General features: G+C 72.7%; 20 protein-coding genes and 1 other RNA gene. 2 read left to right on the plus strand and 19 right to left on the minus strand.

All coding sequences use genetic code 11. The features are described 5' to 3' along the window. From AB0M76_RS34615 to AB0M76_RS34650, 8 genes are all read right to left on the minus strand, one after another. On the minus strand, positions 1-1,422 hold the full coding sequence (locus tag AB0M76_RS34615) for a hypothetical protein (protein WP_365956726.1): 1,422 nt from the start codon (positions 1,420-1,422) through the stop codon (positions 1-3). Further along, the gene (locus tag AB0M76_RS34620; RefSeq protein ID WP_365956727.1) at positions 1,422-1,943 is read right to left on the minus strand and encodes a hypothetical protein; all 522 of its coding nucleotides are present in this window, start codon (positions 1,941-1,943) and stop codon (positions 1,422-1,424) included. Before AB0M76_RS34620 ends, AB0M76_RS34615 begins: the two co-directional genes overlap by 1 nt. A gap of 168 nt (positions 1,944-2,111) precedes the next feature. Continuing rightward, complete coding sequence (locus AB0M76_RS34625; protein ID WP_365956767.1) at positions 2,112-4,352, minus strand: xanthine dehydrogenase family protein molybdopterin-binding subunit; 2,241 nt, start codon at positions 4,350-4,352, stop codon at positions 2,112-2,114. A gap of 107 nt (positions 4,353-4,459) precedes the next feature. Beyond that, positions 4,460-6,709, minus strand: coding sequence for a (2Fe-2S)-binding protein (locus tag AB0M76_RS34630; RefSeq protein ID WP_365956728.1), 2,250 nt, complete (start codon positions 6,707-6,709; stop codon positions 4,460-4,462). Next, complete coding sequence (locus tag AB0M76_RS34635) at positions 6,706-7,584, minus strand: FAD binding domain-containing protein (RefSeq protein ID WP_365956768.1); 879 nt, start codon at positions 7,582-7,584, stop codon at positions 6,706-6,708. The genes AB0M76_RS34630 and AB0M76_RS34635 overlap by 4 nt, the downstream gene beginning before the upstream one ends. Positions 7,585-8,046: 462 nt before the next feature. Beyond that, complete coding sequence (locus AB0M76_RS34640; RefSeq protein ID WP_365956730.1) at positions 8,047-9,699, minus strand: beta-N-acetylhexosaminidase; 1,653 nt, start codon at positions 9,697-9,699, stop codon at positions 8,047-8,049. A 193-nt stretch (positions 9,700-9,892) separates the two neighbouring features. Then, on the minus strand, positions 9,893-10,177 hold the full coding sequence (locus tag AB0M76_RS34645; RefSeq protein WP_365956731.1) for a DUF3039 domain-containing protein: 285 nt from the start codon (positions 10,175-10,177) through the stop codon (positions 9,893-9,895). Positions 10,178-10,206: 29 nt separating this feature from the next. Continuing rightward, the gene (locus AB0M76_RS34650) at positions 10,207-10,767 is read right to left on the minus strand and encodes a YqgE/AlgH family protein (protein WP_053784881.1); all 561 of its coding nucleotides are present in this window, start codon (positions 10,765-10,767) and stop codon (positions 10,207-10,209) included. 288 nt (positions 10,768-11,055) lie between these two features. Between AB0M76_RS34650 and murA the strand changes: the two genes are divergently transcribed. Continuing rightward, positions 11,056-12,402, plus strand: a complete 1,347-nt coding sequence (gene murA / locus AB0M76_RS34655; protein WP_053691036.1) for a UDP-N-acetylglucosamine 1-carboxyvinyltransferase — start codon at positions 11,056-11,058, stop codon at positions 12,400-12,402. Between the two features lie 207 nt (positions 12,403-12,609). On the opposite strand, the gene AB0M76_RS34660 is transcribed toward murA, so the two are convergent. The 8 genes from AB0M76_RS34660 to AB0M76_RS34695 form a co-directional block, all read right to left on the minus strand. Then, on the minus strand, positions 12,610-12,891 hold the full coding sequence (locus AB0M76_RS34660; RefSeq protein ID WP_030161324.1) for an HU family DNA-binding protein: 282 nt from the start codon (positions 12,889-12,891) through the stop codon (positions 12,610-12,612). 355 nt (positions 12,892-13,246) lie between these two features. Further along, positions 13,247-14,650, minus strand: coding sequence for an NAD-dependent malic enzyme (locus AB0M76_RS34665; RefSeq protein WP_365956732.1), 1,404 nt, complete (start codon positions 14,648-14,650; stop codon positions 13,247-13,249). 629 nt (positions 14,651-15,279) lie between these two features. Continuing rightward, positions 15,280-17,586, minus strand: coding sequence for a UvrD-helicase domain-containing protein (locus tag AB0M76_RS34670; protein WP_365956733.1), 2,307 nt, complete (start codon positions 17,584-17,586; stop codon positions 15,280-15,282). A 104-nt stretch (positions 17,587-17,690) separates the two neighbouring features. After that, positions 17,691-18,260 carry a CGNR zinc finger domain-containing protein gene (locus AB0M76_RS34675; protein WP_365956734.1) on the minus strand — a complete coding sequence of 190 codons (570 nt, stop codon included), beginning with the start codon at positions 18,258-18,260 and terminating at the stop codon, positions 17,691-17,693. A 104-nt stretch (positions 18,261-18,364) separates the two neighbouring features. Continuing rightward, entirely contained in the window at positions 18,365-18,889 is a 525-nt protein-coding gene (locus AB0M76_RS34680; protein ID WP_365956769.1) for a GNAT family protein, read from the minus strand. 153 nt (positions 18,890-19,042) lie between these two features. Next, entirely contained in the window at positions 19,043-20,200 is a 1,158-nt protein-coding gene (locus tag AB0M76_RS34685; RefSeq protein WP_365956735.1) for a uroporphyrinogen-III synthase, read from the minus strand. Positions 20,201-20,326: 126 nt separating this feature from the next. Continuing rightward, a complete protein-coding gene (locus AB0M76_RS34690) occupies positions 20,327-21,697 on the minus strand; it encodes a nitrate/nitrite transporter (protein ID WP_365956736.1) in 1,371 nt (456 codons plus the stop codon). A 97-nt stretch (positions 21,698-21,794) separates the two neighbouring features. Continuing rightward, entirely contained in the window at positions 21,795-22,766 is a 972-nt protein-coding gene (locus tag AB0M76_RS34695) for a LysR family transcriptional regulator (protein ID WP_365956737.1), read from the minus strand. 84 nt (positions 22,767-22,850) lie between these two features. On the opposite strand from AB0M76_RS34695, the gene AB0M76_RS34700 reads away from it, so the two are divergent. Further along, the gene (locus AB0M76_RS34700; RefSeq protein ID WP_365956738.1) at positions 22,851-24,089 is read left to right on the plus strand and encodes an MFS transporter; all 1,239 of its coding nucleotides are present in this window, start codon (positions 22,851-22,853) and stop codon (positions 24,087-24,089) included. 372 nt (positions 24,090-24,461) lie between these two features. Here the strand turns inward: AB0M76_RS34700 and AB0M76_RS34705 are convergent, their stop codons facing one another. The 3 genes from AB0M76_RS34705 to smpB all read right to left on the minus strand — a co-directional run bounded on the left by AB0M76_RS34705 (position 24,462) and on the right by smpB (position 25,914). Next, positions 24,462-24,806 carry a hypothetical protein gene (locus AB0M76_RS34705; RefSeq protein ID WP_365956739.1) on the minus strand — a complete coding sequence of 115 codons (345 nt, stop codon included), beginning with the start codon at positions 24,804-24,806 and terminating at the stop codon, positions 24,462-24,464. Positions 24,807-24,955: 149 nt separating this feature from the next. Next, positions 24,956-25,344: a transfer-messenger RNA gene (ssrA, locus tag AB0M76_RS34710) on the minus strand. Between the two features lie 84 nt (positions 25,345-25,428). Beyond that, on the minus strand, positions 25,429-25,914 hold the full coding sequence (gene smpB, locus AB0M76_RS34715; RefSeq protein ID WP_030161337.1) for an SsrA-binding protein SmpB: 486 nt from the start codon (positions 25,912-25,914) through the stop codon (positions 25,429-25,431). Positions 25,915-25,929 lie beyond the last annotated feature (15 nt).

The raw sequence follows: 25,929 nt of genomic DNA on the forward strand, positions 1-25,929 counted from the left end.
TCAGTCGATCACCGGCGGAGCAACACGACGGTCGCCCTGCCAGGTCTCTTCGTCCTCGACCAGGTAATCGGGGCGTTCGCCGCCCTGGTCCTCACGTCGCCTGCCCGGAGCATGCGTACCCGCACCCGCGTGGCCCATGGCACCACCGCTGTTGCGTGCGAGACCCGAGCCGCCCTGGGTGAACGGCTGACCGCCGGTGGCCATGCGTCCGCCGGTCACAGCCTGGCGGCCGCCCACGATGCCGCCCGGCTCCGAGGCCAGCCGGCGTGCCGCAGGGGAACCGCTCACGCCGCCGGCGTGGCCACCGCCACCACCGTGCGGACCACCCATCATGCCGCGGCCGGTCTGCGTGCCTTCGGTGCCGATGACCGTGCCGCGCGGGATACCCGTGTTGGGGCCGCTGGTCGGCACTTGGCGGCCGCCCATGATGCCGGAATCCCGCGGGGGCAGGCCTGCGATCGGGGTGACCTTAGTGAGGCCGTTACCGCCGGGACCGAGGTTCGGCAGCTGACCGGGACCGAGGCCGGGAACCGTCTTGCCGGTGATCGGCGGGAGCCCCACGGGCGGGAGGGGAGCGACGGGGCCGGGTCCGGGGCCCACAGGGAGGTTGGGGACCGGCGTGCCCGTCGTCGGAGGCAGGGTCGTCGTGGGCGGCGGCAGGGTCGCAACGTGGTCGAGGTCCACGTCCACGTCACGGTCCGGGAGCCCGGGAAGGGACGTGGGCCCTGTCGTCTGGGGCGTAACGGCGTCCGCCTTCGACTGATGCCCCGGCATCCAGCCCGGCTCGTTCTCAGAGCGACTGCCACCAGGGTCAGACGGCGCGTATGCCGTGTGGTTCCCCGATCCCGAACTGCCCCCCGGACGAGCCATGTCCTCTTGGCCATAGAGGCGGTCCGGAACAAACCTCGCCGGCGGCGGCGGGAACGTCGGGATCTCCGCCTTGTTCATCTCGCCGTACGACAGCTCGTACGACTGCGCCAGGTTGTTCATCAACCTGATGGACTCTCGGTGGTCCGCGTTGAGCTTGCTCTGCTCCTGCTGGGCAATCTGCTGCGCGTCCGGGTCGTTGTGCGCCTTGCGAGCCGCTTCCAGGTTCTCGGCGGACTTCGTGTCGTAGGCGGGCATGTCCCGCGCCTCGATCATCTTCTGGACGGTGTCACCCATCCACTTGGCGCCCGTCGCGCTGTATTCGCTCAGCCGCAGCGTCGCGTTGCCGGCCCGGCCCACCCACTCCTGGAAGGCCGTGGCCGCTTCGCCCTCCCAGCCGGTGACCCGGTGGTTCTTGAGCTTCTCCGCGATCTTCGCGATGTCCTCGGACGCCTTCTGCAGGCGGTCAGCCCGATCCTTGACCGCAGTCGGGTCCAGCGAGGCCCTCATCTCGCGCAGTTTCTGGTGCGAGTAGCCCTCAAAATTCGTTGCCATCAGTATTTACCCCCCGTCGCGGGGCCAGCGTGCTTCGAGGCCGCCAGCTTGCGCTGCTCCTCCGGATACGGGTCGCGCTCCAGCACGTACTGTGCCTCTGCCTGCTTGGCGATGGCGGCCATTCGGCGCCTGGTGTCGTCGTCCACCCCGGCAAAGCCCTTGCCCGCCGTCAGGATCGCGATGCCCAGGCCCTCGATCTGCTCCGCCAGGCCCTTCGAGAGTTTCTGCAGCTCCGTGATGACTGTGCCGTACGACTTGAAGAGGGCGTCCGCCTCAGGGAAGCCGGTGCCGAGCTTGCCCGCCGGCAGGGTGTCGTCCGCCAGCTTCTTGTGGTCCGCGTGCGAGCCGGTGAGGTCGTCCAGCAGGTCCTTCACCATGTTCTGGTATTGCGTCAGCGTGTCGTATTCGACCTTCAGCGCTGCCGCTTTCTCCTGCGACGCAGCCTGCGCCCGGATCGCATCCGCCAGACCCGCATTCATGCCGCCCAGCCCCAACAGGCCCGGCGCCTTCTCCTCTGCCACGATGGCCTCCCCGACTCCCCGAAATCCCCGGGGTCGCGGCGTATCCGCCGCGGCCCCTCCCCGTTCGCACCCGTTCAATCGCGCACGTACTACGTCTTACCGATCACTCTAGCGACCGGTACCGACAGTCCCAAGCTCGGGGTTGCACGTGCAATGGGGGTCACACGGTCATGAGTTGGGCGCCGCGACCGCCGCCGAGGGGCGGATCGGGAGCCTGTTGACCGGGCGGCCCGTGGCCGACCGTACCGCCGAGGCTACCGCCGCCGGGGTCGTCACCACAGGGATCGCGCTGGCCGCTTTCGCCCCGAACGGGGCCACCACGTCCCGCTCTTCGACCAGTTTGACGATGCGGACCACCGGGGCGTCCAGCGACGTCGGCAGCGCATAGCCCGTCAGGTCGGGGTGGCGGATCAGGCCCGAGGCCGAGCGGAGGTTCTCCGTCAGCGCCGCGCCCACGCCCTGCGTGACGCCCGCTTCGATACGGGCCTCCAGCTGGCGGGGGTTGAGGATGCGGCCCACGTCCTGGGCCACCGCCAGCTCCACCACCCGTACCGAGCCCAGCTCGATGTCCACGTCCACCACCGCGCGGATCGCGCAGAAGGCCAGGCCCACGAAGGCGTCGCCCTGGCCGTCGCCGTCCAGGGGCTCCGTCGGGTGGGGGCGGCACTGGGCCGTGGCCCAGAGTTCCTTGCCCGCCATGGCTTCCGCGACCGACATCGAGAACGCCCCGTCGTACGAGGTGATCCGGCCGTCCTGGATCTGGAGGAGTTCCGTCGACATGCCCAGCTTGTGGGCCATCGGCTGGAGAAGTTGGGTGCGGACCATTTTGGCCGCCCGCTCGACCGCGCCTCCGCTCACCCACGTGTGGCGGCCGTGCGCAGCCGGGCCCGCCGGCGGCTGGTCGGTGTCGACCGGGGCCGTCACCACCTCGTCCACGCCCAGCGTCTCCTGGACGATCTGGCGGGCGAGGGTGGAGAAGCCCTGGCCGGTGTCCACCGCCGCGCAGATGACCGTCGCCGACCCGTTGACGACCTTGACCGTCGCCGTCGAGACCTCGTCCGTTCCCTCCGCGCCGAGCATGTGGACCATGCCCACGCCGTACCCGACGCCGCGGCGCACCGCGCCCGGCTCGCCCGCGCCCTCCGGGCCGCCCGGCAGCAGCCACTCGTCCTCCGGGGTGTCCTTCGGGAGGGAGGGGAGTTCGAAATCGCGTACCGCGCGCAGGAGCTCGGCCACGGGGGCCGGGCAGGTGACCGTCTGGCCCGTGGGGAGCAGGTCGCCCGTCGCCAGGACGTTGCGCAGGCGCAGTTCCGCGCCGTCGATGCCGAGCGCAGCGGCCAGTTTGTCCATCTGGCCCTCGTACGCGGCGCAGACCTGCATGGCGCCTTCGCCCCGTACGTGGCCCGACGGCGGGTTGTTCGTGCGGACCGCCCAGCCTTCCACGAAGGCGTGCGGGACCACGTACGGGCCGCACGCGAAGGCCACCGCCGCGGCCAGGGACTCGGAGGACGAGTCCGCGTACGCGCCCGCGTCCATCAGGATCTGGGCCTCGACCTTGACCAGGCGGCCGTCCGCGTCCGCGTGGTGGCGGTAGCGCAGCAGCGTCGGGTGGCGGTGGGTGTGGCCGAGGAAGGACTCCTCGCGGGTGGCGGCCAGCTTCACCGGGTGGCCGGTCCGCAGGGCCAGCAGGCCCAGCGGCAGCTGGAAGGCCGCGTCCTCGCGGTCGGCCGTGGCGCCCGGGACTCCGGTGACGACGACGCGGACGCGGTCGGGTTCGAGGCCGAAGCACGCCGCCGCCAGGTCGCGGTCCAGGTGCGGGTCGGTGGAGGCGGTGTAGATCTCCACGCCGCCGTCGGGCCGCGGCACGGCCAGCCCGGCCTCGGCGCCGATGGGCGCGGGGTCCTGGCGGCCGATCCGGTACAGGCCGTCGACGACGACCTCGCCGGTGGCCTCCGGGTCGCCGTAGCGGAGCGGGATGTGCCGGATCAGGTTGCCGTCGGGGTGCAGCGCGGGCGCCCCGAAGGACTGCTCGGGGTCCGTCACCGCGTCGAGCAGCTCGTACTCGACGGCGATCGCGGCGGCCGCGAGGCGCGCGGTGTCCGGGTGGTCGGCGGCGACGGCGGCGATGGGCTCGCCGTGGTGGCGTACGACGTCGTGCGCGAAGACGGGCCGGTCGGCGATCCGGCGGCCGTGCGTGGTCGCGCCGGGGACGTCGGCGTGGGTGACGACGGCGCGTACGCCGGGCATGGCGGCGGCAGCGGAGGTGTCGACGGAGAGGATGCGGGCGTGGGCGTGCGGGGAGCGCAGCACAGCGGCCCAGAGCAGGCCCTCGGCCCACAGGTCGGCGGCGTAGGGGAAGGTGCCCTCGCTCTTGGCGCGCGTGTCGGCGGCCGGTACGGAGGCTCCGATTCCGCGCGGTACCTCCTGCTCGCCGGCCTCGGGCGGCGCGGCGGCCGAAGCGCTCGTGGAGACCGTTACCGTCGCCGTGGCCGTGGCCGTGGCCGCGTCGTGCCCGCTCACGCCATGCCTCCGTGGTGGTGGATCCCGCCCTCGCCGGGCGGCGCCTGGTGCGGGATGCGCGCCTCCGGGCCGTTCCCGGCACCGTTGCCGAGCCCCGACCCGTCAACGGGCGCAGGCCCGGCCGCCGGGGCGTCGGCCGCGGCCGTCGCCCCGCGCTCCGCGACGACCTCGCGGACGGCCTCGATGACGCCCTTGTAGCCGGAGCAGCGGCAGAGGTTCCCGCACAGGGCCTGCCGGGTCTCCAGCTCGCTGGGGGCGTGGTTGCCCTCCAGCAGGTCGTGGATGGTCATGGCCATGCCCGGCACGCAGAACCCGCACTGCACCGCACCCGACCTGCACAACGCCTGCTGCACGTCCGAAAGTTCCCCGCCGCTGGCGAGCCCCTCCACGGTGCGGACCTCGCTGCTCGCCGCCGTCGCGGCCGGGACCAGGCAGGAGGCCACGAGCCGGCCGTCGACCTGCACCGCGCACGCACCGCATTCGCCCTGCGAGCAGCCGTCCTTGGCGCCGGCGAGGCCGAGGCGCTCGCGCAGCACGTAGAGCAGGGACTCGCCGATCCACGCACCGGTGACGGGCCGGTCGGCGCCGTTGACGCGCAGAACGTAGGAAGCCAGCGGGTGCTCGTGATGGGCGACGGCCTCGGCAGTCGCTTCTTCTTCGTACGTCGGCCCCTCGACCGGGAAACCTCCGGCCGTTCCCGCATCCGGCGCTGCCACAGCGCTGTCGGCGGTGTCCGCACCCGGCGCGGCCGCAGCCCCGGCTTCGCCCGAGCCCGAGCCCGCACCCCCGACCGCCCCGGCCTCCGAACCCACCCCGGCGGCTTCGCCGAGTCCGAGTCCGGGCCCGGGTCCGGAACCGAAGCCGCGCCCGTCCGTGCCGGCGGGCTCCGCCGTGAACCCGTGCTCACCGGGCTCACCGGCCGGCCCGGGCTCCGCCCCGGCGGCGCCGTGGCCGGATGCCGTGAAACCGTGCCCGTTCGTGTCGCCGGGCTCCGCGAAGCCTCCGGTGCCGCCGACGCCGCCGATGCCGTCTGCGCCCGGACCACCCGCGAGGGCGTACTCCGCCGCCGCGACGGCGCTCACCTCGCGCTCCCGCTCCGCGACCGGCTCCGCAGCGCCGGCCGCGCCCGCAGCCCTGGCCGCAGCCACCGCCGGCAGCTCGGGGGCCTCCGCCCCCGGATGCGGCCGCTCCGCCGTGACCGGCGTCGCCGCCGGGCCGTGGGCGGCCTCGATGTCATGCGGAGCCGGATGCGCCGGCTCCCCCTCCGGGAGCGTGCCCACACCGGGCCCGCCCAGCACCCTCGGGCCACGCCCGGGGCCGCCGACGCCGGGGCCGCCGAGCCGCCGCAGGCCCGCGCCCGAGGTGCCCGCGTCGCCCGCGTCCGGCCGCGCCTCGGGCAGCACGCCCGAGCTCATCACGGCACCCGGAACGGCACCCGCAGCGGCCCCAGCAGCGGCACCCGGAACGGCACCCGGACGCGCGGCCGCCAGGGCCTCGAAGTCGGGGTGGGTGGCCCAGGGGGCCGCAGCGCCGCCCGGCAGTGTCGCCGGAGCCTGGCTCCAGTCGGCCTCCAGCCCGCTCCGCCGGAACTCGCCGGTCTCCTCGGGGAGATCCGGGAGGGTCCACTGGCCGGTGGTCACGGGCTCGGAGTCCTGCACGGCCTCCGGGAACCGCCACTCGGCGGTCGCACCGGGATCGTGCCCGGCCTCCGCCGAAGCCGGACCGTGCCCGGCAGCCTGGCCCTGGGCGTGGCCGTGCGCCCGGCCCTGCGCGAGGTCCTGCGCGTGGCCCGAAACCTGCCCCTGCCGCTGATCCGCGAACGCCGCCGCCACCGACGCCGGGATCGGGATCGAGGCCGGGATCGGCCCTGCGACCGGCGCGGCCGCAGCCGCGCCCACGGCACCGCCGGCCCCCGTACCGGCCTGAGGCGTCGTCCCCGCCTCCGGCCACTGCACCGGGATCGTCCACGTCCCCGTCGCCGCCGGATCCGCACTGGCGGAGCCCAGCGGCACGATCATCGGCGGCGGCACGTAGCCGTGCCCGGGCGCCGCGAGCGGCTCACCGGTGCCGAGCGCGTCCAGCATGTCCTGCGGCAGCTTCACGAAGGCCGTCGCGTCGGAGTCGTACTCGCCGCCCTGCGGCACCGGCTCCCAGCCCCAGCCGGCGCCGGTCCGGCCCGCAGGCCCTGCGGGTCCCGCGGGACCCGCCTCCCCCGTCGTTCCGCTCACGTTCTCGTTCTCACTCATGAGGTCAGCGCCCTCCCCAGGGCCCTCCGTGCCAGCACGGCCACCGTCCGCCGCAGATGCAGTACACCGGGAGCCACCGGTTCCCCCTGGTCGGGCACGCAGGCGGCCGCGACGTACTCGCCGAAGGCCTCCAGCGCCTCGGGGGCCAGCGTCCGCCCCCCGTCCCAGTCGATCAGCGAGGCCACCCACTGCTCGGCCTCAAGCGGCCGCAGCGGCATCGGGGCGACCGCGCCGATCGCGCAGCGCACCCCCCGGCGCGCCGGGTCCAGTACGAGCCCCACGGACGCCACGGCGCGCCCCGGCCCCGTACGGCCCGTGGCCTTCAGGAAGACTTGCGGCGCGTGCAGCAGCGGCACCCGTACGAAGCCGATCAGCTCGCCGGGCCGCAGCATCTCGCGACCGGCCAGCAGGTGCGAGACCGGGATCTCCCGGCGCGAGCCGCCCGGGCCGTGGATGACGAGGATCGCCTCCAGCGCGGCCAGTACGGGCAGTGCGTCGCCCGTCGGCGCGGCGGTGGCGATGTTGCCGCCGAGGGTGCCGGCGTTGCGGATCTGCGGGGGCCCGGCGGCGCGTGCGGCCGCGGCCAGCGCGGGGATCAGAGCGGCGAAATCCGGCCGTCCCATCCGCGCGTGGGTGAGCCCGGCGCCGAGCAGGGCGTGCCCGTCCTGGTACTGCCAGCCGCGGATCTCGTTGATCCGGCCCAGGCCCACCAGCGCGGCGGGCCGCAGCAGCCCGGCGTTGACGGCGGCCATGAGGTCGGTGCCGCCGGCGACGGGCACGGCAGCGGGCATGGCGGCGAGCGCCGCCACGGCCTCGTCGAGCGAGGCCGGCAGCGTCACGGACTGCGCCGCCTGCGGCCCCTGAGATGAATGCAGTGCATGCGGTGCGTGCGTGGTCAACCCAGCTGCCCCTTCCCGATGTCCCGGTCCCGGCGCTCACGCCTGTCCGCCGTACGGTACGTGCTCACCGCCGGGACGTGGCAACTCTGGCACATCTTCCCCACCGCCCGGCGCGAGGGTCCGGCGGGCGCCCCCTGAAGCTTCCGGCCGTCCGGTTTCCCCCGTATCCACCGAATCAACCGAATCGGAAGTATTCGCCGAATACACCGAAATCGAGCAAGAGTTCCCGGCAACCCCCAAGTACGAAGGACGTCCCGGAAGCCTCCGGAGTTCCGCGGAAGTCCGGAGGATTCCGAACAGTGCCGAACCGTCCGGAACACCGCACGCGGCCCCCGCGACGCCGCGCAAGGGGCGTGCGAGGGCGCGGGAGGTGCGCGGAAGGGCACGCAAGGGCGCGGAAAGCTTCCGGCCACCGGCCGCCGCCCGCTCCCACCCGCGTCACACGTTCGGGGGCTCCCCTTCGATCGGACGCCCGAGCACCCCGGGCCGCCGCTGCCAGGGCAACGGCCCGCCCGGCGGCCGGTAGTCCACGCCCAGCGCGTCCAGCCGCCGGTAGTGCCCGCACATCCTGGCCTCGAAGCCCGCGTAGTCCCGCTCCGCCGGCTCCGGCAGCCGGGACCACGCCACCTCCGCGAAGGCCGCCAGCCGGGGGAACACCTGGTAGTCGACCCGGCCCTGGTTCTCCATCACCTCGGTCCACACGTTGGCCTGCGCGCCCAGCACGCGGGCCGCGGCCTGCGGCGACAGCTTCGGCGGCACCGGCTCGAAGCGGTACACGTCCTCCAGCGAGCGCACGTACCCGATCGGCATCGGCTCGCCGGGGCCGCCCGCCTGACGGTGGTCCAGGTACACCTGCTGCTCCGGGCACATCACCACGTCGTGCCCGGCCTCGGCGGCGGCGATCCCGCCCGCGTACCCGCGCCAGGAGGACACCGCGGCCCCCGGCGCGAGCCCGCCCTCCAGGATCTCGTCCCATCCGATCAGCCGCCGCCCGCGCTCCGCGAGCCAGCCGTCGAAGTGCCGGATGAACCAGGACTGCAGCCCGTCCTCCCCGTCCACCCCCAACTCCCGGATCCGCTCCTGCGCGAGCGCCGACGCGCGCCACTGCCCCTTGGGGCACTCGTCGCCGCCCACGTGCACGAACGGGGAGACGTCCGCCGGGAACAGCTCCAGCAGCTCCTCGAACACGCCCTCGTAGAAGCGCAGTACGGCCTCGGTCGGCGCGAGCACGTTCTCGCTGATCCCCCAGTCGTCCCACACCTCCAGTGCGGCGGTGTCCACGACGTCGGTGTTCCCCAGCTCCGGGTACGCGGCGATCGCGGCCTGCGAATGCCCGGGCACGTCGATCTCCGGGACCACCCGGACGTGCCGCTCGGCGGCGTACGCGACGATCTCGCGGATGTCGTCCTGCGTGTAGAAGCCGCCGTGCGGGGTCTCGTTCCACAGCGGCGAGGCCCGGTGCCCCCAGCGGCTGCGCGGCCGCCACGCACCGACCTCGGTGAGCCGCGGGTGGCGCTTGATCTCGACCCGCCAGCCCTGGTCGTCCGTCAGGTGCAGGTGCAGCACGTTGAGCTTGTGCGCGGCGAGCAGGTCGATGTACCGCAGCACGCCGTCCTTCGGCATGAAGTGCCGGGCCACGTCGAGCATCATCCCGCGCCAGCCGAACCGGGGCCCGTCCTGGACGCCTCCCACCGGCAGCCGCCGGCCGCGGCCCGGCGCGATGGGCGCGCGCCGGTAGGCCTCGGGCCCGAGCAGCTGACGCAGCGTCTGCGCGGCGTAGAAGAGGCCCGCCGGGTCGGCGCCTTCGAGCAGCACCCACCGCTGCGTGACGTGCAGCTCGTACGACTCCGCGCCGACGCTGCGCGCGAGCTCGGGGCGGAGCACCAGCCGGATCACCGCGCGCTCGCCGTACGTCTCCCCCGCGGCCGGCGCGGGCAGCTCCCAGCCGGTGGCGGCGCCGAGCTCGCGGCGCAGCCAGCGGGCGGTGCCCTCGGCGCCGGGGCCGACGTCGAGCAGCGGATCGTCCAGCACGCACGTGCCGGCGTCGCGGGCGAATCGCGCGTACCGCGGCTCCGGAATCAACTCGGGCATGACCTCGGCCCCTCCACCGTCCGGGCGTTGCAGGATGCGCAACGCGCGTTTCGCAGGGCGCGCCTGGCGCCAGCGTTGCCGCAGACCCTAGCCCTCCCCCCGGGCACGGCAAAGGCCCCCGGACGCACACCGGCGCGTCAGGGGGCCTTCGAGGGCCTTGGTCCTGCCGAAGAGGGGACCGGACGGACCGGACCTACTTGTCCTGGCCGCCCTTGTCCTTGTCCCCGCCGGGACCCATCGACTCGTAGATCTCCTTGCACATGGGGCAGACCGGGTACTTCTTCGGGTCCCGGCCCGGCACCCAGACCTTGCCGCAGAGCGCGACGACGGGGGTCCCGTCGAGGGCGCTCGCCATGATCTTGTCCTTCTGGACGTAGTGGGCGAAGCGCTCGTGGTCGCCGTCGCCGTGGGACACCTGCGGCGTCGGCTCTACGAGGGTCCCCGTACCAGTCCCGCGCCCGGGCTCAAGAGTGCTCATAAAAGCCAGGGTACCGACCCCCGCGCGGGTCAGTTGAGCGACGGGTCGTCCGGATAGGTGGCGACCATCGCGAGCTCGCTGCGCTGGCGGCGCAGCACCGCGCGCCACAGCCTTTCCGGGTCCGGGAAGGACACGTCCCCCGGCTCGGACTCCACGACGTACCAGGCGCCGTCGCCGAGCTCGACCTCCAGCTGGCCCGGGCCCCAGCCCGAGTATCCGGCGAAGATCCGCAGCGAGCCCAGGGCCGCGGCGAGCAGCTCCGGCGGGGCCTCCAGGTCGACCAGGCCGATCGCCCCGTACACGCGGCGCCATCCGAGTGGCCCTTCCTCGCCCGGGATGACCGCCACCCCGAGGGCCGAGTCCAGGCCCACCGGGCCGCCCTGGAAGACGACCCCCGGATCGCCGGCCAGCGTCGCCCAGGGCAGCAGGATGTCGCCGACGCCCACGGGGGTGGGCCGGTTGAGGACCACGCCGAGCGAGCCCTGCTCGTCGTGGTCGAGCAGGAGCACCACCGCGCGGTCGAAGTTCGGATCCGCGAGGGCGGGGGTGGCCACGAGCAGCCGCCCTGTGAGGGAGGACACCTCGGTCATGCCGACATGATCTCGCACAATCGCCCTTCAGGGGGAGCGGGCGAAGGGATCGGATCGCACGCAGCTCAGGGCGCACGGCAGCAGGAAGGAGCGCGCGGCGCCGGTACGGGCGGAATGCGACACTCCGCCATGGGGCGGGCACTGAGGGTGTTGTGGCTAATTCATGACAGTCCTACGGCCGCGTCGCCCTTACGAACAAGGGGGTCCTGCCCCTTACCCTTTTCCCTGGCCCCCTGCCCACCCTCCTCTGGCTTCGCCGGGGGAGCCCCTCTCCGGAACGCGAGATTCATGACCGGCACAGACAGAGACGACGTACTACTTGTCCATGGCGGTACCCCGCTCGAGGGCGAGATCCGTGTCCGCGGTGCGAAGAACCTCGTGCCCAAGGCCATGGTCGCCGCTCTGCTCGGCAGCGGACCCAGCCGGCTCCGCAACGTTCCCGACATCCGCGACGTCCGGGTCGTGCGCGGGCTGCTCCAGCTGCACGGGGTGACCGTGCGCCCCGGCGAGGAGCCGGGCGAGCTGGTGCTCGACCCGACGCACGTCGAGAGCGCGAACGTTGCGGACATCGACGCGCACGCGGGCTCGTCGCGCATCCCGATCCTGTTCTGCGGCCCGCTGCTGCACCGCCTCGGCCACGCGTTCATCCCGGGCCTCGGCGGCTGCGACATCGGCGGCCGGCCGATCGACTTCCACTTCGACGTGCTCCGCCAGTTCGGCGCGACCATCGAGAAGCGCGAGGGCGGCCAGTACCTGGAGGCCCCGCAGCGCCTTCGCGGCTGCAAGATCCGCCTGCCCTACCCCTCGGTCGGCTCGACCGAACAGGTGCTGCTGACGGCCGTCCTGGCCGAGGGCGTCACCGAGCTCAGCAACGCCGCGGTGGAACCGGAGATCGAGGACCTCATCTGCGTCCTGCAGAAGATGGGCGCCATCATCTCCATGGACACCGACCGGACCATCCGGATCACCGGTGTGGACCGTCTCGGCGGCTACAACCACAAGGCGCTCCCGGACCGTCTGGAGGCCGCGTCCTGGGCTTCCGCGGCGCTCGCGACCGGCGGCAACATCTACGTGCGCGGCGCGCAGCAGCGCTCGATGATGACCTTCCTGAACACGTACCGCCGCGTCGGCGGCGCGTTCGAGATCGACGACGAGGGCATCCGCTTCTGGCACCCGGGCGGCCCGCTCAACGCGATCGCGCTCGAGACGGACGTGCACCCCGGCTTCCAGACCGACTGGCAGCAGCCGCTGGTGGTGGCCCTGACCCAGGCCGCGGGCCTCTCGATCGTCCACGAGACGGTCTACGAGTCCCGGCTGGGATTCACCTCGGCCCTCAACCAGATGGGTGCACACATCCAGCTGTACCGGGAGTGCCTGGGCGGCAGCGCCTGCCGCTTCGGCCAGCGCAACTTCCTGCACTCGGCGGTCGTCTCCGGCCCGACGAAGCTGCAGGGCGCCGACCTGGTCATCCCCGACCTGCGCGGCGGGTTCTCGTACCTGATCGCGGCGCTGGCGGCCGAGGGCACCTCGCGGGTCCACGGCATCGACCTCATCAACCGCGGCTACGAGAACTTCATGGAGAAGCTCGTGGAGCTGGGAGCCAAGGTCGAACTCCCGGGCGGCGACCTCGTCTGAGGCGCTTGCCGAGGCGTGTTCGAGGCGGGCGCCCCCGAGGGGGGCGCCCGCCTCTCGCGCCGCCGGCCCCGCAAGGGCCCGCCAAGGCCCTGCAAGGGCCCCTGGACAGGCCGAAGGGCGGCCACCCACCCGGGTGGCCGCCCTTCGGCGTTCTCTGCGTACTGCTGCCGTCCCGAGGGCCTTTGCGGCCCTCGGCACAAGGGCGGACTACTTGCCCTTGGCGGCTTCCTTGAGCTTGGAGCCCGCGGAGACCTTCACGCTGAAGCCGGCCGGGATCTGGATGGGGTCGCCGGTCTGCGGGTTGCGCGCGGTGCGAGCGGCACGGTGGGTGCGCTCGAAGGTCAGGAAGCCGGGGATGGTGACCTTCTCGTCGCCCTTGGCGACAATCTCGCCGACGGTCTCGGCGAGCGCGGCCAGAACGGCGTCGGCGTCCTTGCGGGTCACCTCGGCGCGCTCGGACAGAGCGGCCACCAGCTCACTGCGGTTCATGTTGTACTCCCGTGTTCAACTTGCCTTAGAGGCGTGAGATCGAAGCCGATGCTGCCAGGGCCCTCGGACAGTCCCCGGACCCGGGTCTGAACGTCAGACCCTCTCGCCCGGTTACGCATCCTGCCCCCACCAGCGGCGGGAAAGCCAATCCGGCACCCGCCAGGGTCACACGAAAAGCGCCACAGTCACGCCGCGGTGACGCTCCGTCCGCACTTGGTGGATGCGGACCGCGGACCTCGCGGGCATCCCCGCAACCCTAGAGGCGGCCCGGCGGGCCCGCATCTCGCGACGCGCCGGGATCGGCAAGCCGTGAGGGCCGTCACAGCGGCCCTCACGCCCCTTGCCGGACCCCGCGTCAGATCGCCGAGGCGGCCTTGCGGACGGCTCCGGCGACCGCGCCGGCCACCTTGTCGTTGAAGACCGACGGGATGATGTAGTTCGCGTTCAGCTCGTCCTCGCCGACGACGTCCGCCAGCGCGCTCGCCGCGGCCAGCATCATGTCCGTGTTCACCGTGCGGGACTGGGCGTCCAGCAGGCCGCGGAAGACACCCGGGAAGACCAGCACGTTGTTGATCTGGTTCGGGAAGTCGGAGCGGCCGGTGGCCACGACGGCGGCGGTCTGGCGGGCGATGGCCGGGTCCACCTCGGGGTCCGGGTTCGCGAGCGCGAACACGATCGCGCCCTCCGCCATGGCGGCCACGTCCTCGCCGGACAGCACGTTGGGGGCCGAGACGCCGACGAACACGTCCGCGCCGACCACGGCCTCCTTCAGAGTGCCCGTGTAGCCCTCGGGGTTGGTGTTGTCGGCGATCCAGCGCAGCGGGGAGTCGAGGTCCGCGTCGACCAGGTCGGGGCGGTCCGCGTGCACGACACCGTGGATGTCGGCGCTGACGACGTTCTTGACGCCGGCCGCGAGGAGCAGCTTGAGGATGGCCGTACCGGCCGCGCCGGCGCCCGACATGACGACCTTGACGTCGCCAACTGCCTTGCCCACCACGCGAAGTGCGTTGGTGAGGGCGGCGAGGACGACGATGGCGGTGCCGTGCTGGTCGTCGTGGAAGACGGGGATGTCGAGGGCCTCGCGCAGGCGGGCCTCGATCTCGAAGCAGCGCGGCGCGGAGATGTCCTCGAGGTTGATGCCGGCGAAGCCCGGGGCAATCGCCTTGACGACGGCGACGATCTCGTCGGTGTCCTGGGTGTCCAGGCAGATCGGCCATGCGTCGATGCCGGCGAAGCGCTTGAAGAGGGCCGCCTTGCCCTCCATGACGGGCAGTGCGGCCATGGGGCCGATGTTGCCGAGGCCCAGGACGGCAGAGCCGTCCGTCACGACTGCGACGGAGTTGCGCTTGATGGTGAGGCGGCGCGCGTCCTCGGGGTTCTCGGCGATGGCCATGCATACGCGGGCGACGCCCGGGGTGTAGATCATCGAGAGGTCGTCACGGTTGCGGATGGGGTGCTTGGACGCCATCTCGATCTTGCCGCCGAGGTGCATCAGGAAGGTTCGGTCGGAGACCTTGCCGAGGCTGACGCCCTCGATCCCCCGGAGCTTGCCGACGATCTCGTCGGCGTGCGCGGTGGAGGTCGCGGCGATGGTGACGTCGATACGGAGCTTCTCGTGACCGGAGGCGGTCACGTCGAGGCCGGTGACCGACCCACCGGAAGACTCCACGGCGGTGGTGAGCTGGGAGACCGCGGTTCCGCTCGCGGGCACTTCCAGGCGGACCGTCATCGAGTACGAGACGCTGGGCGCCGTTGCCATGGCCGTGTTCCTCTGTTCTGTCCCTGGTTCTTCTGTACACACAGGGTCCCGCTGCACGCCGGGTGCGGCAGGACCTGTTGTCCGATCGTCCCACCTACCAGCCAGTACAAGGTAACCAGCTACAAATTTCGGAAAGACACTTCCACCATACGAGATAGGCGGGGGTGCGGGGAAGCGTAGCCGCGTACGAAAAAGGTCCGCGCCCCTCGGTGACCGAGGGGCGCGGACCTGTATGAACGTCTATGACACCGACCCGCCATGCTCGCCTCGCGGCAAGTGGTCGCTCTAAGCGACGAAGGTTGGGCCCGGGGGCTTGGATCGAGTCGGTGCCGTACCCAGGCTAACAAAGGATCGCCGGAAGCGATCCCCCTCCAGGGGCTTGACCTCGCCCCACCACGCCGTTGGCTGCGAGCCATCCGGTCGTACGGGGCGAGTTCGGCAGGACTAAGCGCGGACTAAGCGCGGACTAAGCGGCCTCGGGGAAGTGGGGTTTCGTTTTCGCGTCGTCCGGTGCGGTGCATCGCAAGGCGGAGCGGCACGCTTGTACTGGACGTACCAGGGTGCTGCGACAACGCGGCGAGGCACCGTGCCGGGCGGCGCGGGGGCGTGCCCCACTTCTCCGAGACCGCTTACGGCTTCAGCAGCGCGGGGACGCCCGCCGCGTCGGGCTCGTCACGGCCCGTCGAGACCACCGTCAGCTGCTGCGTCGCGCGGGTCAGGGCCACGTACAGGACGCGCAGTCCCGCCGGGGACTCGTCCCCGATCTCCGCCGGGGAGACGACCACCGTGGCGTCGTACTCCAGGCCCTTCGCCTCGAGGCTGCCGAGCGCCACCGCCCGCTCCCCCAGGTCCGCCAGCCAGCCCGCGGCCTCCGCGCGCCGGTCCATGGCCACGACCACGCCGACCGTGCCGTCCACCTGCTCCAGCAGCCGCCGGGTCTCCTCCCGGACCGCCGCGCCCAGATCGGCCCCGGCAGCCGTGAAGCGGGGCTCCAGACCGGTGGAGCGGACCGCCGTCGGCGGCTCCATGCCCGGCATCGCCAGCCGCAGCACCCGCGCCGCGACCTCCGCGACCTCTGCCGGGTTGCGGTAGTTCACCGTCAGGGTGAACCGTCGGCGGGGCCGGGACCCCAGGGCCTCGTCCCGCGCCGCGGCGGCCTCGTCCGGGTCCGTCCACGAGGACTGCGCCGGGTCGCCGACCACCGTCCACGTGCCGTGCCGGCCGCGGCGGCCCACCATCCGCCACTGCATCGGCGTCAGGTCCTGCGCCTCGTCCACGATCACGTGCGCGTACTCGGTGCGCTCCGCCGCGATCCGCTCCGCCCGCTCCCACTGGGTCTCCTCGCGGGTCGGCATCAGCTCCTCCAGCCCGCTGAGCTGGTCCAGCGGGTCGAGCTGCCGCTTGCGCCTGGGCCGCGCCGGCGCGCCGAGCAGCAGCTGGAGCTCGTCCAGCAGCGCCACGTCGTGCACCGACAGCGGACCCTTGCCGTCCGGGCCCACCCGGCGCAGCGAGCGCGCCAGCTGGCGGGTCTCGCGCGGGTTCAGGACCCGCCGCGACCAGCGCCCGAGCCTGCGCTCGTCGGCCATCGCGGCCAGCACCCCGCGCGGGGCCAGCTCGGGCCACCAGGCGTTCAGGAAGTCGATGAACGCGTCCTCGGTGGAGATGTCCTCGTCGAACGCGGAGCGCAGCTCGGCGGCGAGCTCCGGATCGCTGTGCCGGCCGGCCCCGCCGGAGCGGGCGTACAGGGCGTCGAGGAGCAGCTTGCGGGCGCGCGGGCGCAGCAGGTTCACCGGCGCGGTGCCACTGAGCACGTTCTGCCGGATCCTGTTCAGCTCGTCGGCCTCCAGCTCCTGGCGCCGCCCGAAGGCGACGACCCGCAGCCGGTCCGGGGCGTTGCCGAGCTCCAGTGCGCCCCGTACGGCCTTGTGGAGCACCTTGCGCATGCGGGAGGAGCCCTTGATCCGGGCCACGGCCGGTTCGTCGTACGTCGTCGCCTCCGCGCCGTCGACCAGCGAGCCGAGTGCCCGGATGGCGACCTGGCCCTCCTCGCCGAGGGAGGGCAGCACGCCCTCGGTGTACGCGACGAGCAGCGGGGTCGGCGAGACGATCAGGATGCCGCCGGAGTAGCGGCGCCGGTCCTGGTAGAGCAGGTAGGCGGCGCGGTGCAGGGCGACGGCGGTCTTGCCGGTGCCCGGCCCGCCGGCGACCTCGGCGACCGAGGCGGCGGGGGCCCGGATCACCATGTCCTGCTCGGCCTGGATGGAGGAGACGATGTCCCGCATCGAATGCGTACGGGCCCGCCCGAGCGCGGCCATCAGGGCGCCGTCGCCGATGACGGGCAGCTCCCGGCCGTCGAGGAACGCGGTGATCTCGGGGCGCATCAGGTCGTCCTCGACGCCGAGCACCTTGCGGCCCTTGGAGCGGATGACGCGGCGCCGCACGACCCGGCCGGGGTCCTTGGGCGTGGACCGGTAGAACGGCGCGGCGGCCGGCGCGCGCCAGTCGATGACCAGCGGCGCGTAGTCGGAGTCGAGCACGCCGATGCGCCCGATGTGGAGCGTCTCCGCGATGTCGGCGGTGAGGTCCTCGCGGATCGCGTCGTCGGCCGGCTGGACGGAGGTGTACGCGCCGTCCGGGCCGCGCTCCCCGTCCTTGCCGAGGACCAGGTCGATCCGGCCGAAGAGGAAGTCCTCGAACTCGTTGTTCAACCGGTTCAGGTGGATGCCTGCCCGGAAGACCTGCGCGTCGCGCTCGGCGAGCGCGCCGGGCGTGCCGACCTGACCGCGTTTGGCCGCGTCGTTCATCAGGAACTCGGCCTCGTCGATCTTCTCCTCTAGGCGGCGGTACACCTGATCCAGATGCGTCTGCTCGACCGCGATCTCCCGATCGCGGACGGAATCCGCCGTGCTGTCGACAGCGGCATTCTGCGCGGCCACCAAGGCCCCCTTCTGACGTGCATGGGCGACCGTCAACCGTACGCGAATCCGCACCCTGTCCGCACGCCCGTTCCGGTGACCGGGCGAAGATCACTTCCCGGCAGCTACCCGGGACGTGCCGCGAGGACCCTGCGGCGGTGCCGGGCGACCCGCTCGCGGTTGCCGCACAGCTCGCTGGAGCACCATCGCCGCCGGTGCCCGCGCGAAGTGTCCAGGTAGACCCGGGTGCAGCCGTCCCCCTCGCAGGACCGCAGCAGGGCCCGCTCGCCGGGGTCGGTGAGCAGTTCCACCGCGTCCCGGGCGACGGCGGCGAGCAGTGCACCGCACTCCACCCCGCCGCACAACTCCCGTACGAGGTGACCCTCTTGGTCCTGTACGGCACACAGTCCCGGGGGTGGACCGGCGGCCAGCGCGTTGACCCGGGCCAGCGCGCCCTCGTCGGGCCCGTCCGCGGCGAGCTCGGCCCGTACGAGGCTCCCCACGTCGCAGCGCAGCGCCCGGAAGGCCTCCACCCAGTCGGGGCCCACCCGCGCGATCGGCGTCCGGTCGGGCACGAGCCCGGCTCCGGCGAGCCACAGCCGCAGCTCGTCGCCGTCCTGGATCTCCTCGGCGCCCGCGGGGGCCGCGAAGGTGGCCACCAGGTCCAGGCAGACCCGCCCGGAGTCGAACCACATGCCCGTCACCGCCTCTTGCGCCGGACACCCCGTGGGGGCGTGCCTCTCAGAGTGCCGCGCGCCGCTTCGATGCGGAACCCCCCGTACGGGGGCCAGGAAGTCTCCTAGAGGGGCGGGTCGTCGTGCAGGAGCCGCTGGAAGAGGCGGTGGTCGCGCCAGGCGCCGTCGATGTGCAGGTAGCGGGGCGCGAGCCCGTACTGCTCGAACCCGGCCTTGGCCAGGACGCGCTGCGAGGCCACGTTGTCGACCAGGGTCCCGGCCTCGACCCGGTGCAGCCCGAGCTCGTCGCGGGCGATCCGGCAGACCTCCTCCAGGGCGGCGGTGGCCAGCCCCTTGCCGGTCCAGGCCCGGTCGACCCAGTAGCCGACGCCGCCGCTGCGGAAGGGCCCGAGGGAGATGCTGCCGAGGTTGATCGTCCCGACGGGCGCGCCGGTGCCTGCCTCGACGAGCACGTACGGCGCGAGGCGCCCGTCGTCGCGCTCGGCGAGCAGCGCCTCGATACGGGCGACCTGGCCCTCCTTGGTGAAGAACACCTCGGACCGCCACGGCTCGAAGGGCGCCATGTACGCCCGGTTCCGCGTCAGCACGTCGGCCAGCCCCCCGGCATCCCCGACCTCGACGCCCCGCATCTCCACCCCGTCAATGATCACCAGAACAAGCTAGCGAACCCCGCCCGCCGATCCCAGCCCCGCCGGCGATCGAGGCGCTGGGGGCACCTCCCAGCGGTAGCCGGGGGAGGTCCGGGTGCGGAGCCCCGGCAGCGGCGCCGCACCCCACCCCGTTCAACCGGCCGAGCCAGTGGCACACTCCCCCGCATCCAGCGCCAGCCGGTACCCCCTCTTCACCACCGTCTGGATGAGGTTCGGCACGCCCAGCGCCCCCCGCAACCGCGCCATCGCCGTCTCCACGGCATGCTCGTCCCGCCCCGCCCCCGGCAGCACCCGCAGCAGCTCCGGCCGCGCCACCACCCACCCCGGCCTGCGCGCCAGCGCCCGCAGCAGGGCCATCCCCGCCGGCGGCACCGGCCGCAGCTCCGCGTCCACGAGCACCCCGTGCCCCCGGATCTCCACCCGGTGCCCGGCCACCGGCAGCACCCGGGCCCGCCCCGGCAGCTCCTGGCACAGCAGCTGCACGAGCGGGCCCAGCCGGAACCGCTCCGGCTGCACGGTGTCCACCCCGCGCGCCTGCAGCGGCAGCGCGGTCACCGGCCCCACGCACGCCGACAGCACGTCCCCCTGCAGCCCCGCGAGCACCGCGTCCGCCATCCCCCGCTGCTCCGCCCGGGACAGCAGCGAGGCGGCCGCCGGAGCCGAGGTGAAGCTCACCGCGTCGACCCCGCCGCAGGCCACCGCGTCCAGCAGCCGGTCCAGGGGTCCGAGGTCCTCCGGGGCCATCCACCGGTACACCGGGACCACGACCACGTCGGCCCCGCCGGCCCGCAGCGCCTCGACGAATCCGGGCAGCGGTTCCCCGTGCAGCTGGAGCGCGATGCGCCGCCCGGCGACCCCGGCGGTGAGCATCCGCTCGAGCACCTCGGCGAGGGACTCCGACTCCGGGGACCAGGTCTCCACCAGCCCGGCGGCCCGGACGGCGCCCTTCACCTTCGGTCCGCGCGCCAGCAGTTCGCATGCCCGCAGCCGTACGAGCAGCTCCTCGCCGATGCCCCACCCGTCGGCGGCCTCGATCCACCCGCGGAATCCGATCGCGGTGGTGGCGACCACCGTGTCGGGCGCGCAGTGGATCAGTTCCTTCGTGGCGGCGAGCAGTTCGCTGTCGTCGGCCAGCGGCACGATCCGCAGGGCCGGGGCGTGCAGGACGGTGGCGCCCCGCCGGCGCAGCAGGGCGATGAGTTCGTCCGCCCTCCGGGCTGCGGTGACTCCCACGGTGAATCCCGCCAGCGGGCCCGCCGTCGGGGCGGCGGCGGTGTGCGTGTCGTCCATGGTGACCTGCCTTGCCCAGTGGGTCGGTATCACATCGCGCGATCACGTGCCGCGTGAACGGGACCGAGCCTGTCAAGTCGGCGTGTCAGGCTCGGTTCCGTCGTATTTCGTGTCCGTAAACCGCCGTTACACCGAGGTGAGCTGCGGCTTCGCCTCGGCCCCGGCCGCCGGGAGCGCCGCGGGGGCGGGCCGGCGAAGGTATACCGCCCACGTCACCGCGCAGCAGGCCGCGTAGAAGCCGAGGAAGGTGACGAAGGCGGCCGTCCCGGACCCGGAGGTCGAGAACGCCTCCCGGAACACCAGGTTGATGCCGAGTCCGCCGAGTGCGCCCACGGCGCCGATGAGCCCCATGGCGGCCCCGGACAGCCGGCGCCCGTATGCGGCCGCGGCTTCGGCGTCCATGCCCCGCGCCAGCCCCTTGGCCTGGAAGATGCCGGGGATCATCTTGTACGTGGAGCCGTTGCCCAGCCCGCTCAGCACGAACAGCGCCACGAATCCGACGAGGAAGACGGACAGCGACTTCTGGCCGGAGGCGTAGACGACGACCCCGGTCGCGGCGGCCATCGCCACGAACGTCGCGAGGGTGATCCGCGCCCCGCCGAACCGGTCGGCGAGGGCGCCGCCGACGGGCCGGATCAGCGAGCCGAGCAGCGGCCCGATGAAGGTGAGCGAGGCGGCCTGCAGCGGGGTGCGGCCGAACTGCGTCTGGAGCACGAGCCCGAAGGCGAAGCTGTAGCCGATGAAGGACCCGAAGGTGCCGATGTAGAGGAAGGCCATGATCCAGGTGTGGGCGTCCCGGGCCGCCTCGCGGACGGCGCCCGCGTCGTTGCGTACGGGAGCCAGGTTGTCCATGCGCAGCAGGGCCAGCGCGGCCGCGGCCACGATCAGCGGCAGGTAGACCGCCAGCAGCAGCCTCGGGTGGCCGGCCCCGGCGGTGCCGATGACCAGCAGGGCGATGAGCTGCACCACGGGCACGCCGATGTTGCCGCCGCCCGCGTTCAGGCCGAGCGCCCAGCCCTTCTTGCGCAGCGGGAAGAAGGCGTTGATGTTGGTCATGGAGGAGGCGAAGTTCCCGCCGCCCACGCCCGTCAGTGCGGCCACCGCCAGGAAGGTCCCGTACGAGGTCCCGGGCTCCATGACGACCAGTGCGGCCACCGTCGGCGCGAGCAGCAGCAGGGCGCTGACGACGGTCCAGTTCCGGCCGCCGAACCGGGCGACGGCGAAGGTGTACGGCACCCGCACGAGGGCGCCCACGAAGGTCGCGGTCGCGATGAGGAAGAACTTCCCTGCCGGGTCGATCCCGTACGCGGGGCCCATGAACAGGACCATCACCGACCACAGGGACCAGATGGAGAACCCGATGTGCTCGGAGAGCACGGAGTAGAGAAGGTTCCGGCGGGCGATGCGCTCCCCGGACTCCTTCCAGAACGTCTCGTCCTCGGGTTCCCACCGCTCGATCCAGCGGCCCCCCTTGCGCGGTGCGGTCGTACTGTTCATCACACGCCTCCACAGCTGTCGCGTCCGTGGTGACGACCGTAGGAACGGCGCGTTTCGGCCCCGGTCCCCGCCGGATGACCGGTGGGAAACCTTGCACTCACCCGCCGCCCGGGGCGCCTGTGAGCGCGGCGGGGCGCCAGCTCGCCCGGGGCACGTCCAGCCAGCCGCGCTCGGCGGCGATCCCGGCCGCGGCCTGGTGCAGCGCGTCGAGCCCGGGGTGGCTGAAGCCCTTCCTCCAGACCATCGACAGCGGGGACAGCGGCAGCGGCTCGACCAGCGGCCGTTTCACGCTCCCGGGCAGGTCGAGGAAGTCCACGGTGACCAGCACCGGATTGCGGGTCTTGGCCATGACCCGGCGGAACTCCTCCTTCCCCATCGCCACCGGTGCGGGCGGCGCCAGGGCGATCCCGCGCCCGGCGAACAGTTCGCGGGCGAGCCCGGTCCACTCCAGGGTCCGCGGATTGCCGGCTCCCGCGTACACGGTCTCCCCGGCCAGCGCATCGAGCGGTACCTCGGCCCGCGCGGCCAGCGGATGCCCGTCGGGCAGCAGCACCGCGAGCGGCTCGTACCGTACGGGCCGGTGCGCGAGGCGGGCCCGCAGCGCCGGGTCCAGCCCGTGGGCGTACCCGAAGGACACGTCGAGGCGCCCGGCGGCGACCTCGGCGGCGGCGTACGTGAGCCCGCTCTCGAAGCGGGCCATCAGCTCGCAGTCCGGGGCGATGTCCCGGGCCCGCTCGAGCACCGTACGGGCGGTGCTCGGCCCGTCGGTGTTCAGATCCACGAGCAGCGGCCGGGGGCCTGCGGAGGCGAAGGCGGCGGCGAGCGCCTCGTGCGCGGCCAGCACCCGCCGGGCCAGCGGAAGGAGCCGCTCCCCGTCGGCGGTCAGCTCGACGGCGCGGGTCGTCCGTACGAACAGCACTGCGCCCACGGCCGCTTCGAGCCGCCGTACGTCCCGGCTGAGCGCCTGCTGGGCGACGTACAGGCGGGCGGCGGCGCGGGTGAAGTGCAACTCCTCGGCCACGGCGACGAACCCGCGCAGCAGCCGGGGTTCCACATCACGGGGATTCACCCGAGGAGACTAACAACGGAAGCGGGTGAATGGCCTCGGAACAGGTGTTGGACGCCCGGGCACTCCGCGCCTGAGCCTTGGATCATGCCGCAGACCACCTCCGCCCCGCTGATGACCGTGACCGGTTCGACCCTCGTGATCGCCCCCGCCCCGCGCCGGCGGGCGGCCCGCGCGCCGGGCCCGTACGGGCGCCTGTTCACCCTCCCCGGGACCCGCGCCTTCACCGCCGGGAACCTCATCGCCCGCCTGCCGATGGGCATGTTCGGCATCAGCGCGGTCATGATGATCGCCGGCCAGCGCGGCTCGTACGCCCTCGCCGGCGCGGTCACCGCCACCGGGCTGGCCGCCACCGCGCTGGTCGCGCCGTGGACCGCCCGCCTGGTCGACCGGTACGGCCAGGCTCGGATCGCCGTCCCGGCGACGCTGATCGCGGTGCTCGGCTCGGTGGCGCTGATCCTCTGCGTCCGTACGCAGGCCCCCGCCTGGACCCTCTTCGCCTCCTACGCCGCCACCGCGACCACGCCCAACATCGGCGGCATGTCCCGGGCCCGCTGGACCCACCTGCTGCGCGACTCGCCCGCCGCGCACCACACGGCGATGTCCTTCGAGCAGGCCGCGGACGAGCTGTGCTTCATGTTCGGCCCGGTGGTGGCGGCGTTCCTCTGCTCGGCCGTCTTCCCGGAGGCGGGCACCCTCACGGCGGCCGCCCTCCTGCTCACGGGCATGCTGCTGTTCACGTCCCAACGCGCCACGGAGCCCCCGGCGTCGGCGCCCGGCCACGGCGCCTCCCCGCTCCGCGCGGTCCGCCCCCTCCTGGTGCTCTTCGTTCCGCTGGGCGTGGTGTTCGGCTCGATGGAGGTCACGTCGATCGCCCACCTCGACGCCCACGGCCTGGGCGCCGGCACCGGCCTGGTCCTGGCCCTCCAGGCGGCGGGCTCCTGCGCGGCCGGCCTGCTCTACGGAGCCTTCCGCCCGCGCAGCCTGCGGACCTGCCTGATCACCCTGTCCGCGGCCATGGCCCTCCCCTGGGCGGCGGCGGCCACGAGCTCGCTCCCGCTGCTGGCCGGCGCCCTGCTCCTGGCGGGCATGGCCACGGCTCCGACGATGGTCACGGCGATGTCCCGCATCCACGCGGTCACCCCGGAGGGCCGCCTCAACGAGGGCATGACCCTGGCGGTCACGGCCATCTTCGCGGGCATCTCGCTGGGCTCGGCCACGGCAGGCACCCTGATCGACCACCTGGGCCCCACGACCCCGTACGCCCTCCCCGCGGCGGCGGCCCTGGCCGCCCTGCTCGTGGGGACGGCGGCCACGCGCAGGTGACCATCGCCACCCGGCGCGAAAAAGGGGAGATATCGCCCTCGACATCGATGTCGCACGTGATCGCGAAGGGCGCGTCGTCGGTCGCCAAGAACAGGAACGAGCTGAGGCAGCCGGCCGGAGGGGAGGAGTGAGGACAGCCCCTCCCCCGGTCGAAGGAGAGGATGTGTGGACCCTTCGGGCGGCTGGACCGGGCTGGTTCGAGGAAGAAGCCTTCCGGCAATGCGTCCTGGGGAAGGTACGAATTCCTGGCAGTGACCAATTCGGCCATGCCGTCTCTGATCTTCTTCCGTACTTCCTCGGGGAGGGCGTCACGATAGGTGGAAGCCGCCTCCACCCAGTCCGCCTGCCAAGGTGGCCCCATGAAGTCGTCCGTCACTGGCCGGGCTCCACCTGGCGAGCGTTACGGCGGATGTGGCCGGCCTCTTCGAGGAGCGCCTTGGCGCGGTTGATATCGGTCGCTTCGGCGGCCTCATCCTCCAGGCGACGCACCTCGTGATCCAGCAGCGGGTCACGGGCAATGGCGTACTCGCCCCACCAGCGGGCCATGAAGGCCGGGACGGGTGCGATGTCGTACGCGTCCGCGATGTCCCGCTTCCAGTGCGCGTCAAAGTCCGCAAGGAGCTCTGGGGCATGTTGGGCGATGGCTTCCCGCAGGGCCCTGGGGGTCCTCTCCGGCATGGGCGGGATGCCCGGTTCGCCCACGGCAGCGGTGGTCATACGTGCCCCTCCTCCGTCTTGCATGGCTGGCCCCCTCGTCAGCGGGCGCTCCATTCGCAGCGTATCGCCATTCCAGGACAGGCCGAGGAGTTCCGGCATGACGAAGGCCCCGCAGCCTGACGGCTGCGGGGCCTTCGCCCACATGGGATGAGTGGAGATGGCGGGAATCGAACCCGCGTCCAACGGTGCAGAAGCAGGGCTTCTCCGAGCGCATTCCGCTGCGCTTTTCTCAGCCCCGGAGATCACACGGACAAGTCTCCGACGGGCTCAGTCACTGTTTGGTTTCCCTCCAGCCCCCGTGACCGGGGCTAGAGGTTTAGATCCCTAATTGACGCCAGGATCCGGACCGGGACCACTTCCGGGCTGACGCTCCTCACAGAGGCTTCAGCTCACTGTTATTAGGCAGCGAGGGTGAAGCGGGAGTTATCGCTCTTGGAGTTGGCGATTATTTTTTGCGACATGTGGTTAGCGAGATCATTGCCGCTTCCTCGGCTCGCTTCCCCTGCATCGACATCCGCTGTCGAAACCGATCATCCCCATGTTTTGTTTACAAGATGCTCCGACCCCGGAGGGGCGGTGCTGACGCCATGGTACGCGAAGTGGACCACGGGATGCCAGGAGATTACAGCTGACCGCGCTCCTTGCGCTTCACGGCCGAGATCACCCGGTTCGTCTCGCGCGTGTCCTGCTTCTCGCGCAGGGCCTGGCGCTTGTCGTACTCCTTCTTGCCCTTCGCCAGCGCGATCTCGACCTTCGCCCGGCCGTCCTTGAAGTACAGCGAGAGCGGCACGATCGTGTTGCCCGTCTCGCCGGTCTTCGAGTCCAGCTTGTCGATCTCCTCGCGGTGCAGGAGGAGCTTGCGCTTGCGGCGGGCGCTGTGGTTGGTCCAGGTGCCCTGGCTGTACTCCGGCACGTGCACGTTGTAGAGCCAGGCCTCGCCGCTCTCCACCGACACGAAGCCGTCCACCAGCGAGGCACGGCCCTGGCGCAGGGACTTGACCTCGGTACCCGTGAGCACGAGGCCGCACTCGTAGGTGTCGATGATCGTGTAGTCGTGCCGCGCCTTCTTGTTCTGGGCGATCAGCTTGCGCCCTTTTTCCTTAGCCATAGTGCGGTCATTTTC

Origin of the sequence: Streptomyces sp. NPDC051364 (assembly GCF_040682115.1) — a bacterium.
Lineage (GTDB): Bacteria > Actinomycetota > Actinomycetes > Streptomycetales > Streptomycetaceae > Streptomyces.

Excerpts from the sequence above, each read along its gene's own strand:
- AB0M76_RS34705 (WP_365956739.1), bottom strand. The coding sequence starts at position 24,806 with ATGACCACCGCTGCCGTGGGCGAACCGGGCATCCCGCCCATGCCGGAG.
- AB0M76_RS34640 (WP_365956730.1), bottom strand. The coding sequence starts at position 9,699 with ATGCCCGAGTTGATTCCGGAGCCGCGGTACGCGCGATTCGCCCGCGAC.
- AB0M76_RS34660 (WP_030161324.1), bottom strand. The coding sequence starts at position 12,891 with ATGAACCGCAGTGAGCTGGTGGCCGCTCTGTCCGAGCGCGCCGAGGTG.
- AB0M76_RS34685 (WP_365956735.1), bottom strand. The coding sequence starts at position 20,200 with ATGGACGACACGCACACCGCCGCCGCCCCGACGGCGGGCCCGCTGGCG.
- AB0M76_RS34680 (WP_365956769.1), bottom strand. The coding sequence starts at position 18,889 with ATGCGGGGCGTCGAGGTCGGGGATGCCGGGGGGCTGGCCGACGTGCTG.
- AB0M76_RS34645 (WP_365956731.1), bottom strand. The coding sequence starts at position 10,177 with ATGAGCACTCTTGAGCCCGGGCGCGGGACTGGTACGGGGACCCTCGTA.
- AB0M76_RS34615 (WP_365956726.1), bottom strand. The coding sequence starts at position 1,422 with ATGGCAACGAATTTTGAGGGCTACTCGCACCAGAAACTGCGCGAGATG.
- smpB (WP_030161337.1), bottom strand. The coding sequence starts at position 25,914 with ATGGCTAAGGAAAAAGGGCGCAAGCTGATCGCCCAGAACAAGAAGGCG.
- AB0M76_RS34630 (WP_365956728.1), bottom strand. The coding sequence starts at position 6,709 with ATGAGTGAGAACGAGAACGTGAGCGGAACGACGGGGGAGGCGGGTCCC.
- murA (WP_053691036.1), top strand. The coding sequence starts at position 11,056 with ATGACCGGCACAGACAGAGACGACGTACTACTTGTCCATGGCGGTACC.
- AB0M76_RS34665 (WP_365956732.1), bottom strand. The coding sequence starts at position 14,650 with ATGGCAACGGCGCCCAGCGTCTCGTACTCGATGACGGTCCGCCTGGAA.
- AB0M76_RS34690 (WP_365956736.1), bottom strand. The coding sequence starts at position 21,697 with ATGAACAGTACGACCGCACCGCGCAAGGGGGGCCGCTGGATCGAGCGG.
- AB0M76_RS34700 (WP_365956738.1), top strand. The coding sequence starts at position 22,851 with ATGCCGCAGACCACCTCCGCCCCGCTGATGACCGTGACCGGTTCGACC.
- AB0M76_RS34650 (WP_053784881.1), bottom strand. The coding sequence starts at position 10,767 with ATGACCGAGGTGTCCTCCCTCACAGGGCGGCTGCTCGTGGCCACCCCC.
- AB0M76_RS34675 (WP_365956734.1), bottom strand. The coding sequence starts at position 18,260 with ATGTGGTTCGACTCCGGGCGGGTCTGCCTGGACCTGGTGGCCACCTTC.